The organism is uncultured Sphingomonas sp. (assembly GCF_964244235.1).
Classification (GTDB): domain Bacteria; phylum Pseudomonadota; class Alphaproteobacteria; order Sphingomonadales; family Sphingomonadaceae; genus Sphingomonas.
This window is the reverse complement of record NZ_CAXTII010000075.1, coordinates 1-13,012: the sequence shown is the minus strand read 5'-3', so window position 1 is coordinate 13,012 and position 13,012 is coordinate 1. Positions and strand designations below refer to the sequence as shown.

At 65.5% G+C, this 13,012-nt stretch carries 10 protein-coding genes and 1 pseudogene; 5 read left to right on the top strand and 6 right to left on the bottom strand.

Features of this window, described 5'->3' with window-relative positions; genetic code table 11:
* On the bottom strand, positions 1–3,146 hold a 3,146-nt coding region (dnaE, locus tag ACFE7D_RS11715), incomplete at its 3' end, for a DNA polymerase III subunit alpha (RefSeq protein ID WP_375395595.1).
* Positions 3,147–3,408: 262 nt separating this feature from the next.
* Here dnaE and ACFE7D_RS11710 point away from each other — a divergent pair.
* The 4 genes from ACFE7D_RS11710 to glnA all read left to right on the top strand — a co-directional run bounded on the left by ACFE7D_RS11710 (position 3,409) and on the right by glnA (position 6,623).
* Positions 3,409–3,984, top strand: coding sequence for an HdeD family acid-resistance protein (locus ACFE7D_RS11710; RefSeq protein WP_375395594.1), 576 nt, complete (start codon positions 3,409–3,411; stop codon positions 3,982–3,984).
* Positions 3,985–4,016: 32 nt separating this feature from the next.
* Entirely contained in the window at positions 4,017–4,655 is a 639-nt protein-coding gene (locus ACFE7D_RS11705) for a fasciclin domain-containing protein (protein WP_375395593.1), read from the top strand.
* Positions 4,656–4,837: 182 nt separating this feature from the next.
* The gene (locus ACFE7D_RS11700) at positions 4,838–5,176 is read left to right on the top strand and encodes a P-II family nitrogen regulator (RefSeq protein ID WP_174285851.1); all 339 of its coding nucleotides are present in this window, start codon (positions 4,838–4,840) and stop codon (positions 5,174–5,176) included.
* Between the two features lie 34 nt (positions 5,177–5,210).
* Entirely contained in the window at positions 5,211–6,623 is a 1,413-nt protein-coding gene (gene glnA / locus ACFE7D_RS11695) for a type I glutamate--ammonia ligase (protein WP_375395592.1), read from the top strand.
* A 1,124-nt stretch (positions 6,624–7,747) separates the two neighbouring features.
* On the opposite strand, the gene ACFE7D_RS11690 is transcribed toward glnA, so the two are convergent.
* The 4 genes from ACFE7D_RS11690 to ACFE7D_RS11675 all read right to left on the bottom strand — a co-directional run bounded on the left by ACFE7D_RS11690 (position 7,748) and on the right by ACFE7D_RS11675 (position 11,165).
* Positions 7,748–9,055, bottom strand: coding sequence for a type II toxin-antitoxin system HipA family toxin (locus ACFE7D_RS11690; protein WP_375395591.1), 1,308 nt, complete (start codon positions 9,053–9,055; stop codon positions 7,748–7,750).
* A 2-nt stretch (positions 9,056–9,057) separates the two neighbouring features.
* A complete protein-coding gene (locus tag ACFE7D_RS11685) occupies positions 9,058–9,324 on the bottom strand; it encodes a helix-turn-helix domain-containing protein (protein ID WP_375395590.1) in 267 nt (88 codons plus the stop codon).
* A 108-nt stretch (positions 9,325–9,432) separates the two neighbouring features.
* Positions 9,433–10,407 carry a quinone oxidoreductase gene (locus ACFE7D_RS11680; protein ID WP_375395589.1) on the bottom strand — a complete coding sequence of 325 codons (975 nt, stop codon included), beginning with the start codon at positions 10,405–10,407 and terminating at the stop codon, positions 9,433–9,435.
* Positions 10,404–11,165: an SDR family NAD(P)-dependent oxidoreductase gene (locus ACFE7D_RS11675; RefSeq protein ID WP_375395588.1), complete on the bottom strand. Its 762-nt coding sequence runs from the start codon at positions 11,163–11,165 to the stop codon at positions 10,404–10,406. The genes ACFE7D_RS11680 and ACFE7D_RS11675 overlap by 4 nt, the downstream gene beginning before the upstream one ends.
* Positions 11,166–11,290: 125 nt before the next feature.
* Here ACFE7D_RS11675 and ACFE7D_RS11670 point away from each other — a divergent pair, with 125 nt between their 5' ends.
* On the top strand, positions 11,291–12,715 hold the full coding sequence (locus ACFE7D_RS11670; RefSeq protein ID WP_375395587.1) for an aldehyde dehydrogenase family protein: 1,425 nt from the start codon (positions 11,291–11,293) through the stop codon (positions 12,713–12,715).
* 41 nt (positions 12,716–12,756) lie between these two features.
* Here ACFE7D_RS11670 and ACFE7D_RS11665 read toward each other — a convergent pair.
* Positions 12,757–13,012 (bottom strand): annotated as a pseudogene (locus tag ACFE7D_RS11665) (glutathione peroxidase); the annotation flags it as partial.

Below are 13,012 nucleotides of genomic sequence, written 5' to 3'. Positions count from 1 at the left end.
CAGCGTGCCTCCTCGACCAGCACCGCCATCGTCGCGCCCGAACGCGTTCCATCGTCGGGGATCGACAGATCGCCGAGCGCCGCGAAGACGCGCGCGCCGTGCATCTTCGCCAGATGCGAATGCCGATCGACCGGATGCGCGGAGAAGTAGAAACCGAACGCCTCCTTCTCCTGCTCCATTCGCTGGCTGAGCGTCCAGCGCGCGGTAGCGGGCAGGCGGATCGTATCGCCGGCGACATCGCCCTCGCCGAAAAGGCCGCCCTGCCCGCTCGTCTTCTGGTCGTGGACTCGCGCCGCGACGGCGAGGATCGTCTCCGCAGCACCGTGGACGCCGGCGCGGTTCGCATCGATGCCATCGAACGCCCCCGCCGCGGCAAGCGTTTCGAGTTGGCGTTTGTTGAGGAGCCGGGGGTCGACGCGCTGGGCGAGGTCGTCGAGCGAGGCGAAGCGGCCGTTCGCGGCGCGTTCGGCGACCAGCCGCTCCATCGCACCTTCGCCGACCGATTTCAGCGCGCCGAGGGCGAAGCGAACGGCCAATTTCCCCTCGCCCACTTCGACCGAGAAATCCGCCGCACTCGCGTGGATGCAGGGCGGCAGTATCGCGACACCCAGTCGCCGCGCATCGTCGACGAAGATCGCAAGCTTGTCGGTCGTCGCCATGTCGTAGCACATCGACGCGGCATAGAATTCCTGCGGATGATGCGCCTTCAGCCACGCGGTCTGGTATGCCAGCAGCGCATAGGCCGCGGCATGGCTCTTGTTGAAGCCATAGCCGGCGAATTTGTCGATCAGGTCGAACAGCGCGTTCGCTTCGGCCTTGGGAATGCCGTTCACCGTCCGGCAACCCTCGACGAAACCGGCGCGCTGCGCGTCCATCTCCGCCTTCACCTTCTTGCCCATCGCGCGGCGCAGCAGGTCCGCGCCGCCCAGCGAGAAGCCCGCCAGCACCTGCGCGGCCTGCATGACCTGTTCCTGATAGACGAAGATGCCGTAGGTCTCGGACAGGATCGGTTCGAGCAGGCGGTGCGGGTAGGTGATCGGCTCGGTGCCCTGCTTGCGACGGCCGAAGCTCGGGATATTGTCCATCGGCCCCGGCCGGTAGAGCGAGACGAGCGCGATGATGTCGCCGAAATTGCTCGGGCGGACGGCGGACAGCGTGCGGCGCATCCCTTCCGATTCCAGCTGGAACACGCCGACCGTATCGCCCTTCTGGAGCAGCGCATAGACCGCGGGATCGTCCCATTCGAGCGTATCGAGATCGACCGTGACGCCGCGCTTCGCGAGCAGCTGCGCGGCCTTTTGCAGCACCGACAGCGTCTTCAGCCCGAGGAAGTCGAACTTCACCAGCCCCGCACCCTCGACATATTTCATGTCGAACTGGGTGACGGGCATGTCGGACCGGGGATCGCGGTACAGCGGGACCAGCTCGGCGAGCGGCCGGTCGCCGATCACCACGCCCGCGGCGTGCGTAGAGGAATGCCGCGGCAGTCCCTCCAGCTTCATCGCGAGATCGAGCAGCCGGCGGACCTGATTGTCGTTGGCATATTCCTTCGCCAGTTCGGACACGCCGTTCAGCGCGCGTTCCAGCGTCCAGGGATCGGTCGGATGATTGGGAATCAGCTTGGCGAGCCGGTCGATCTGGCCATAGCTCATCTGAAGCACGCGGCCGGTATCCTTCAGCACCGCGCGCGCCTTCAGTTTCCCGAAGGTGATGATCTGCGCGACCTGGTCGCGGCCATATTTCTCCTGGACATAGCGGATGACCTCGCCGCGCCGCGTTTCGCAGAAGTCGATATCGAAATCGGGCATCGACACGCGTTCCGGATTGAGAAAGCGTTCGAACAACAGGCCGAGCTTCAGCGGATCGAGGTCGGTGATCGTCAGCGACCATGCGACCACCGACCCCGCGCCCGAACCGCGGCCGGGGCCGACGGGAATGCCATGATCCTTCGCCCATTTGATGAAATCCGCGACGATCAGGAAATAGCCGGGGAACCCCATCTGGATGATGACGTCGAGTTCGAATTCCAGCCGGGCGCGGTAGGGTTGCTTCCATTCTTCTCCCCCTCCCGCGAGCGGGAGGGGAGCATCAGGTGAACCAGCCGGGGGCCGGTTCACCTGATGCCGGGGTGGGCGCTCCGCTGATGACTGGGTCCCGCCGGGAGAGCGAGCGCCCACCCCTAACCCCTCCCGCCCGCGGGGGGGGGATCGAAGAAGGGCAATCTTCGCCAGCCGCGCCTCCAACCCCGCCCGCGCGTCGGCACGCAGCAGCTCCGCCTCCCCCGCAACATCCCCCGCGAGGCTCGGCAGGATCGGCTTGCGGCTGGGAGCCATCACCGCGCAGCGCTGCGCGACGACCAGCGTGTTCTCGACCGCCTCGGGCAGGTCGGCGAACAGGATGCGCATCGACTCCGCGTCCTTCAGCCACGCCTCGGGACAGCTGCGCGGGCGGTCTTCGCTTTCGACATAGCTCGAACTCGCGATGCACAGCATCACATCATGCGCGTCGCCGAACGCGCTTTCAGCGAAGCAGCAGGGGTTGGTCGCGACCAGCGGCAGGTCGCGTGTATAGGCCAGGTCGATCAGCGCCGCCTCCGTCGCCATCTCGGTCGCGTCGCCGCGCCGCGCGATCTCGACATAGAGCCGGTCGCCGAACAGCGCCTGCAACCGGTCGGCATAATCCGCTGCTTGACGCGGCTGTCCCTCCGCCAGCAACCGCGCGAGCCCGCCCTCGCCGCCCGCGGTCAGCGCGATCAGGCCATTCGCACGCGCTGCCAGCATTTCGAACGCGACATGCGCGGGTTGTTCGATCGGCCGGTCGAGATGCGCCATCGACACCAGCGCGCACAGATTGTCGTAACCCACCTTGTCCTGCGCGTAGAGCGCGATCCAGTCGAGTGGCGGCTCCACTCCCTCGGGCATCCCCGGCCGCGCGACGCCGAGCATGGTGCCGATGATCGGCTGCACCCCGTCCTTCTTCGCCGCATCCGAAAACGCCATCGCGGCATAGAGCCCGTTGCGATCGGTCAGAGCGGCGGCGGGGAAGCCAAGCGCCTTTGCCTGTTTCACGATCGCCTTCGGCTCGATCGCGCCGTCGAGCATGGTGTAGGATGAAAAGATACGGAGCGGCACGAACCCTGAATGCATCGGCGGTGCGTATGCGCTTTCGACCGATTCGACCAGCGAGGGGGGCGGGTTTGCCCAAACTTGTCCCTTCCCGCTCCCGCACTCACCCTCCTGCCCCTCCCGGCGAAGGCAGGAGCCCGGATGCCAAGCATTGGTTGCATGGGCCTCCACCTGAGCAGCCGGGCCCTGGCCTCCGCCGGGGGTGGGCATGAGGTGAGCGCAACCGGGAACCGCTCCTCCCACCATCCGTTGCGAAGCCAGGACGACCTACCGGAGCCCGGCTATGATCGACACTCTACGAGACCCGCTGCAGGCCGCCGCTCCGATCGGCGCAGGCTGGGGCTGGATCATGGCGTACGGCATCCTGTCTGTCCTGATCGGGATCGCCGCCTTCGCCTGGCCGTTCGCCGCGACCTATGCCGCGACGCTGATCGTCGGAGGGTTTCTGATCGCGGCGGGCGCGGTGTCGATCGCGGCGGGTGTCGCGGCGCACGATCATCACGGCCGCGGTTACGCGATCGGCTTCGGTGTCGTGTCGCTCGTCATCGGGCTGGTGATGGCGTTCGATCCGCCGAGTGGTGCGATATCGCTGACCGTCCTGGTCGCGGTCTGGCTCGGCCTGCGCGGGGCGATGGAATTGGTCGTCGGGTCGCGCATCCGCCGCGGGCGCGGGTTGATGATCGGGCTCGGCATCGTCAACATCCTGCTCGCGATCTACATCTTCGCGACCCTGCCCTGGTCGGCGCTGACTCTGCTCGGGTTCATCCTCGGGGTCAGTTTCCTGTTTGGCGGTGTCACGGCAACCGTCGCAGCAGCACGCCACCGGGACGGTACGGAGCCGTTCGCCATCCCCACCTGAACGCCAGTCATCGAATTTCACCGGAGGACGAAATGACCCGAACGACCCTATCGATCGCGGCGATCGGTTCGATGATCGCGCTTGCCGGTTGCAGCCATTCGGCACGGCCACAGCCCGAAATCGCCAAGGTGCCGGACGTTTCAGAGGTTTTGCCCGTAGTCCCGGCTGTCCCGTCGACAGGCGCAAACCCGACCGTCGGCGGTGCGCCGATGCTGCCTTCCCTGACGATCGTCCAGAACGCGGCGAACGCGCCCAACCTCACCACGCTGGTGGCTGCGGTAAAGGCGGCGGATCTCGCCGCTACGCTGTCGGGCCCCGGCCCCTTCACCGTCTTTGCACCTACCAACGAGGCGTTCGGCAGGCTAGCGCCCGGTACCGTGGACACGCTGCTGAAACCGGAGAACAAGCCGTCGCTGGTGAAGGTACTGACCTATCACGTCATCGCGGGCAACATCTCGGGCGCGCAGCTGATGCAGCGGATCGCGGCCGGCGGCGGCAGTGCCACGCTGACGACGGTCGAGGGCGAACCGCTGACCGCGACGATGGCGAACGGCGTGATCGCACTGACGGACGTCAACGGCAACAAGAGCTATGTCGAGACCGCGGACGTGCGGCAGTCGAACGGCGTGGTCCACGTCGTCAACGGCGTGCTGATCCCCAAACTGGGTTGAACCAGCCTCTATCGGCTTATCGGCAGCGCATTGCCTGTCAATTGGGCAGTGCCCGGCCTTTTGCCCATTTTAACGGCACGGATTTCCCCGGATTCACAGTTGCCCATGGGAACGCCCGGTGGCACGATCGGTGCGACGCGCCATGGTGGCGGCACGCGCAACAGCTGGGGGCATGAACCGTCGTGAAGAAGGTCGAGGCGATCATCAAACCGTTCAAGCTCGACGAGGTGAAGGAGGCGCTGCACGAGATCGGCGTGTCGGGCATCACCGTCACCGAGGCGAAGGGCTTCGGCCGGCAGAAGGGGCATACCGAACTGTATCGCGGCGCCGAATATGTCGTCGATTTCCTGCCCAAGGTGAAGCTGGAGGTCGTCGTCGAGGATGGTCTGGCGGCGCGCGTGGTCGAGGCGATCGCCGCCGCCGCGCAGACCGGACGGATCGGCGACGGCAAGATCTTCGTCATCCCCGTCGAAAGCGCACTTCGAATCCGCACCGGCGAACGCGACGACGCCGCGATCTGACACGTATTCCGTTTAGACATAGGGACAGAGACACATGGCGAATTCGCCCCAGGACATCCTGAAGAAGATCAAGGAAGAGGAGATCGAGTGGATCGACCTTCGCTTCACCGACCCCAAGGGCAAATGGCAGCATCTGACCATGGTCGCGGGCGTGATGGGCGAGGACGAGTGGACCGACGGCCTGATGTTCGACGGATCGTCGATCGAAGGCTGGAAGGCGATCAACGAGAGCGACATGACGCTGAAGCCCGATCTGGACGCGGTCTATACCGATCCGTTCTCGGCGACGCCGATGCTGATCGTGTTCTGCGACATCGTCGAACCGTCGACCGGCGAACTCTATTCGCGCGATCCGCGTTCGACCGCCAAGCGTGCCGAGGCGTATCTGAAGACGACGGGGGTCGGTGACACCGTATATGTCGGCCCCGAGGCCGAGTTCTTCATGTTCGACAATGTGCAGTTCGACACGAGCTATGCGCAGTCCTATTTCAAGATCGACGACATCGAACTGCCGACCAATACCGGCCGCGAATATGAAGGCGGCAATCTGGCGCACCGGCCGCGCGTCAAGGGCGGCTATTTTCCGGTCGCGCCGGTCGACTCGGCGGTCGATATCCGCGGCGAGATGGTCTCGACGATGCTCGAAATGGGCCTGCCCTGCGACAAGCATCACCACGAGGTCGCCCCCGCACAGCACGAACTCGGCCTGACGTTCGGCACGCTGACGACCACCGCGGACCGGATGCAGATCTACAAATACGTCGTCCACCAGGTCGCCGCCGCTTACGGCAAGACCGCGACGTTCATGCCGAAGCCCGTCAAGGAGGACAACGGATCGGGGATGCATACGCATTTCTCGATCTGGGACGGCGGCAAGCCGCTGTTTGCCGGCAATGGCTATGCCGGGCTGAGCGACATGTGCCTGTTCTTCATCGGCGGCATCATCAAGCATGCCAAGTCGCTGAACGCGTTCACCAATCCGTCGACCAACAGCTACAAGCGGCTGGTTCCGGGATACGAAGCGCCCGTGCTGCTCGCTTATTCGGCGCGCAACCGTTCGGCCTCGTGCCGCATCCCGTATGGCACCGGCCCCAAGTCGAAGCGCGTCGAGGTGCGTTTCCCCGATGCGCTCGCCAACCCCTATCTCGCCTATGCGGCGCTGATGATGGCGGGAATGGACGGCATCGCGAACAAGATCCACCCCGGCGAGGCGATGGACAAGAACCTGTACGACCTGCCGCCCGCCGAACTGGCGCAGGTCCCCACCGTCTGCGCGTCGCTGCGCGAGGCGCTCGACAGCCTGGCGGCGGATCACGACTATCTGCTGAAGGGCGACGTGTTCGGGAAGGACCAGATCGAGTCCTACATCGAACTGAAGTTCGCCGACGTGGCCTTGTGGGAAATGACACCGAGCCCGGTGGAGTATGACATGTACTACAGCGGCTGAGCCGTGCGCGCCGCACGGCGGTGGGCAATGCGCACAGCCGCTGTCGGCCGACGGGGCAACGCCCCGATCGACGACGTGGCTCCGCCACGTCGCGGTATTAAAGGGAGGGCGTCCGGAGCGATCCGGACGCCCTTTATCGTGGCCTACGTTGCAAAAGGGGTCCCTTCCGCAACGCGTCGGCGAATGGCTCGACCTGGTGGTGAGCGGACGGACCGCTTGCGGACGGCCGCATCGGTCGTTAATGATGCTGCTGACATACAAGTAAGTGGGAAGCGCAAGATGTGGACCTCAATGATGGCCTTCGCCGTCAGGGCCAGCGCTCCGGACCGAACGACCTCAAGTGAAATGTGTCAGGTTGGCCGGGCCGCGCTGCAAGACCTACCTGCCTTCAACGCTAACCGCAGCTATGCCAGCTACTACGCCAGCCCCGACAGCGTCCGGAAAGACCTTTTAGACGTTTGCCCGGAGCTGCGACGACTTGTGCCCAAAGGGTATCCTTTTGCCGATGACGACGCCCGCGCCCGAGCTGGAAGCCATGTTCCTGTTCCGGGGGAGAGCAATCCGCCAGCCACTGAGATATTCGCGATCGATCCGCCACGGGTCTCTCGCGACGGAAAGACGGCGATGGTTACGATGCGTTACGAGTGCTCCGGCCTGTGTGGGGGATACACCGAATTTATCTACCTCCGTACCGCTGCAGGTTGGCGCCAAAAAACGCCTAGGGTCATTGTAGTGTCCTAAGGATCGATCAGTAGAGCGGGCTCGCATCACCGGCGAAAGGTCTAAACGTCTGATTATGGGCGCTTCCTGCCTTCCCTTATGTTGCGAAAGGGTTCGCTTTCGCGACACCAATCCGCATCGGGCAAAATCAACGGTTTGGAATTTGCAGAAGGCTATTGCGGAATGGCATGTCCCAATCTGACGAACGGCAGTTCACGAATGCCAATCATAATACCCTGACGCCCTACACCACCAGCACGCTACTCCCCCGCGTCTGCCCCGCCTCCAGCGCGCGGTGCGCGACTGTGCACAGCCGCTGTCGGCCGGCGTTGCGCAGCTAACGGCCGACGACGTGGCTTCGCAACAGGGAATATAGGGCGTCCGGAGCGATCCAGGCGCCTTTTTCACATCCGCGCGATCCGGGCGGCGCGTTCCGGCAGCAGCATGGCGAGGCTATCGACGACGGAATGCCCCAACCCCTGCCCGCGCATTTCCTCGACCACTTTCGACAACGCATCGGGCAACGCGGCGGCAAGCGCAGCGATGCGCTGGACGACCGCGTCCGGGTCGAGCGCGGCCTCGGTCGCCCAGCGCGCCCAGTGCCGCAGGACGATCTGTTCGACCTTGTAATAGCCGCCGATCTTCATCGCGAGCTTCATCCGCTGCGGCTCGATACCGGCAAATCCGTAAGCGCTCGCGACGTCGTACAGCGGTGCCAGTCGCACCGTATCGGCACCCAGCAGGAAGCCGTAATTCTTGGCATGCGCATCGGTGCCGCCGATCATCCAGTTGAAGATCAGCGCATCCACGAATCCCCATAGGTCGCCGATCATCGGCCCGCCGATACGATCGCCTGACCGCATCGGCGAATGGACGGCACCGCGGATCAGCGCGGCGATCGATGCGGCGTCGGGACCGCCTTCGTTCTGATATTTGTGCCAGGGCAGCACCGCTTTCGCCTGGCACATGTCCTCTTGGTGAAGGCGGACCAAGTCGACTGGGCCGTCGGGACCGGCCTGGATGCGGTCATATCGCTTGACCACTATCGCGAGCTGCCCGTCGAAGCGGCGCACCTCGGAACGCGCGGTGCGCAGGCCGAGCCGGGCGGCGAGGCGAAGACACAGATGCTCGTTCTCGGCATGCCCCGGCATCGCTCGCGCCGGCGGCTTGAGAATATGGGTGGTCGGCGTGCGTCCTGCGGGAACGCCCCACCGACCGCCGTCGAACAGCAAGGCGGTCTTGGGCTGCGCGCCCGCCAGGCTGAACTGGCCATTGTCCCCCGCGGTCCGGCCGCTCGCCGCGTCGTTCAGCACCGATCGCAGACGGTCGCCGATCGACCGATCGTCAAGCCATTCGATGTCGGGCTCGGTCGCCGACAGAACGGCGTCCAACCGGTCGGGCCGGACGAACTGGACCGCCCCGGCGCAATCCTCGCCGACCGCACCGATCAGCGCGAAACAATTACCCGCGGATACTTGGAACTGCCTGGCCCAACGATCCAGCGTGCGTTCGTTGTCGGGCAGCAGGTTCCAGATGAACGCGTTGATCCGCGCATGGGGATGGTCGCGCGCGGCGAGCGGCATCGACAGCGATAATGGATAGGCATCCGCCGCATGCCGCCACCCCTTGTCATAGGAAAAGGACATGCGGTTGCCGTTCGCCACGACGTGACCGGCCAGCACCCCATCGAGCAGGACCGCTAGGTCCGCCACGCTCAGCGATCCAGCGCCTTGGCGATCAACGCGGCGGATCGGCTCTTGCCGCCGTCGATCGGCCGATCCGCGATATCGATCACGAGGTCGAGTGCGGCGATCGCACGCAGGACCAGATCCAGGCGGATCGTAGCCTTGCCATTCTCCAACTCGCTGATCCACGGCCGGCTGACACCGATCCGATCCGCGAGCGCCTGTTGATCGAGATTTTGGTGCCGACGGCTATCGCGGATCAGCGCGCCCATATCCTGCGTTGATCGTATTTTCATGAGCGCGTATCCAGTAGGATCGAAGATGCACAATGTATGCGATCGCCTACATTCGCACAAGTAGCCGATCGCTTACACCATGATTTGTTGACGATCGCTTACATGGCGTCACACCACCAGCACGCTACTCCCCCGCGTCTCCCCCGCCTCCAGCGCGCGGTGGGCGTCCGCCGCGTCGTCCAGTGCGAACCGCTGGCCGATCTCGGGCACGATCGCGCCGACGCGTAGCATCGCGAACACCCGGTCCACCGCCGCCCGCTTCTCCTGGGGGGTCACGCAATAGTCGAACAGCGTCGGGCGGGTCACGAACAGCGATCCCTTCGCCGCCAGCGTCGCAAGCTTCAGCCCCTCGACCGGCCCGCCGGCGTTGCCATAGCTGACGATCAGCCCGCGCCGCGCGGTACTGGCGAGGCTCGCGTCCCACGTCGCCGCGCCGATGCCGTCGAATATCACCGGCACACCCGCGCCGTCGGTGATCGCGCGTACGCGGCCGGCGACGTCCTCGGCGCGGTGGTCGATGACGTAATCCGCCCCCGCCGCCTTCACGCTCGCGACCTTGTCCGCGCCGCCCGCCACGCCGATCACCACCGCGCCGATCGCCTTCAGCCAGCCGACGAGCAGATGTCCGACCCCGCCCGCCGCGGCCCAGATGAGCACCACCTGCCCCTGCTCCACTTTCGCGCAACGTTCGACCAGGAATTCGGCGGTGCATCCCTTCAGCAGCAGCGCCGCGGCGATCTCGTCGCTCACATCGTCGGGCAGATGCACGCATTCGCCCGCCGGCACGTTGCGCGCGGCCGCATAGGCACCGCGCGAGGGGCCGAAGGTGCCGATACGGTCGCCGATCTCGAAACCCCCGACCCCCGACCCAACCGCTTCGACCACCCCCGCCGCCTCGCTGCCGAGCCCTGCGGGCAGGCTGATCGGGTAGACGCCCTTGCGGTGATACACGTCGATGAAGTTCAAGCCGACCGCGGTGTTGCGCATCCGGATCTCGCCCTCGCCGGGATCGGGCAGGTCGATATCGACCCACTGGATGACCTCGGGCCCGCCGGTTCGCTCGATGCGGGCAACGCGGGTCACGACGTCATGTCCGGCTGTCCGTTAGATGCCGACAACCCGCCATCGACGGGCAGGTTCACGCCGGTGACGAAACCCGCATCGTCGCTCGCCAGGAACAGGATGACCTTCGCCACGTCCTCCGGCTCGGCGACGCGTTTCATCGGGATGCGGTCCATGAACTTCGCGATCGTGGCGTCCGCCATGTCCTTCGTCATTCCCGTCCGCGTCAGGCTGGGAGCGACGGCGTTGACCCGCACGCCGTCCTTGCCGAGATCGAGCGCCATCGCGCGGGTGAGGTTCGTCACCGCACCCTTGGACGCGTCGTATGCCGCCATGCCCCAATCGCCACCGAGCCCGGACACGGACGAGGTCTGCACGATCGATCCCTTCGTCTTCTTCAGTTCGGGGATCGCGGCCTTCGCCATCAGGAAATAGCCGGTGGCGTTGATGGTCAGGACGCGCGTCCAGTCCTCCTCGCTGGTCGCGCCGACATCGCCCTGCACCACGACGCCCGCATTGTTGACGAGTATGTCGAGCCCGCCGAACCGCTCGACCGCCGCCGCCACGGCGGCGTCGGCATCCGACGCTTTCGACGTATCGCCGACGACGACGATCGTGCGATCCTCCGGCAGGCCGTCGATGCTCGCGTTCATCTTCTCCAGATCTCGCCCGAACGCGATGACGTTCGCCCCCCCGGCGGAGAACAACCGTGCAGCGGCCGCGCCGATACCCGATCCTGCACCCGTCACGATGACGGTCTTGTCCGTGAAACGCGCCACTGGCATTCTCCCGATCGGTTTCCATCCGAACGCGGGGCTCGCGTTTCGGGTTGCAACGGTTTCGCGCGCGCTCCATATCGACGGTGACGATACCCGAATTTCGAAAACGAACGACGGAGCGGATCATGCAGCGTTATCTCCAGCATTATATCGATGGCGCATGGGTCGACAGCGAAGGCGGTACGACGTGGCAGGTCATCGACCCCGCCAACGAGCAGCCCTGTACCGAGATCACGCTGGGCACCCCCGCCGATGTCGACAAGGCGGTTGCCGCCGCCCGCCGTGCGTTCGAGACGTGGAGCCAGACGAGTGTCGAGGAACGCCAGGCGCTGCTGACCCGCATCATGACCGAATACGAGGCACGCATCCCCGATCTGGCCAAGGCGATCTCGACCGAGATGGGTGCGCCGATCGGTCTGGCGACGATGGCGCAGGCACCCATCGGCCTCGCGCATTTCGCCGCGACCGCAAAGGCGCTGGCGGGTTTCGAGTTCGAGGAGACGATCGGCAAGGCCAGGGTGGTGCACGAGGCGCTGGGCGTCGTCGCGATGATCACGCCGTGGAACTGGCCGCTGAACCAGATCTGCGCGAAGGTCGCGCCCGCTTTGGCGGCGGGCGATACCATGATCCTGAAACCGTCCGAGGAAGCGCCGGGTTGTGCGGCGATCCTGGCCGAGATCATGCACGCCGCGGGCGTGCCGGCGGGCGTGTTCAACCTCGTTAACGGCGACGGCCCGGGCGTCGGCGCGGCACTGTCGGCGCACAGGGATATCGACATGGTCAGCTTCACCGGATCGACCCGCGCGGGCATCCAGATCGCGCAGGCCGCGGCGACGACGGTCAAGCGCGTTCATCAGGAACTGGGCGGCAAGGCGGCGAACCTGGTGCTGGAGGGGGCGGACCTCTCGGCCGTCCTGCCGCCGACCGTCGCAGGGGTACTCGCCAATTCGGGACAGAGCTGCATCGCGCCGACGCGGCTGCTGGTCCACGAAAGCCAGGTCGCGGACGCCACTGCGTTCGTGAAGGCGATGATGGAACAGACCGTCGTCGGCGATCCGGCGGAGATGGGCAACCAGATCGGCCCCGTCGTGAACAAGGCGCAGTTCGAGAAGATCCAGGACCTGATCCAGTCCGCGATCGACGAGGGTGCGACTTTGGTCACCGGCGGCGTCGGTCGGCCGGACGGGCGCAACGCCGGTTTCTATATCCAGCCGACATTGTTCGCCGACGTTACCCCCGGGATGCGGATCGCGAAGGAGGAGACGTTCGGCCCCGTCGCGACGATCACGTCCTATGGCTACGAAGCGGAGGCGATCCGGATCGCCAACGATACCCCTTACGGGCTTTCCGCGACGATCTCCGGCGATCCGGCTGCGGCAGCGAAGGTCGCGCCGAAGCTGCGGGCGGGTCTGGTCACGATCAACTCGTGGAGCCCCGACACCGGCGCGCCGTTCGGCGGGTACAAGCAATCCGGCAATGGCCGCGAGAACGGACGCTATGGCCTGACCGATTTCATGGAGGTGAAGACCGTCGTCGGCGCGCCGGCCTGAACGCGTGACGCGGGGGGCGACAACGCCCTCCGCCGTTCGCGCTACAGCAACGCCTCGATATCCGCCGCCACATCCTCCGGCTTGGTCGTCGGGCCGTATCGGCGCACGACCTTTCCGGCGCGGTCGATCAGGAATTTGGTGAAGTTCCACTTGATCGCCTTCGTCCCCAGCAATCCCGGTGCGTCCTGCTTCAGCCGGGCGAACAGCGGATCGGCATGCGTGCCGTTGACGTCGATCTTGGCGAACACCGGGAACGTCACGTCGTAGGTGAGCGAACAGAAATTGGCGATCGCCGCG

Excerpts from the sequence above, each read along its gene's own strand:
- ACFE7D_RS11685 (WP_375395590.1), bottom strand. The coding sequence starts at position 9,324 with ATGAAAATACGATCAACGCAGGATATGGGCGCGCTGATCCGCGATAGC.
- glnA (WP_375395592.1), top strand. The coding sequence starts at position 5,211 with ATGGCGAATTCGCCCCAGGACATCCTGAAGAAGATCAAGGAAGAGGAG.
- ACFE7D_RS11710 (WP_375395594.1), top strand. The coding sequence starts at position 3,409 with ATGATCGACACTCTACGAGACCCGCTGCAGGCCGCCGCTCCGATCGGC.
- ACFE7D_RS11670 (WP_375395587.1), top strand. The coding sequence starts at position 11,291 with ATGCAGCGTTATCTCCAGCATTATATCGATGGCGCATGGGTCGACAGC.
- ACFE7D_RS11705 (WP_375395593.1), top strand. The coding sequence starts at position 4,017 with ATGACCCGAACGACCCTATCGATCGCGGCGATCGGTTCGATGATCGCG.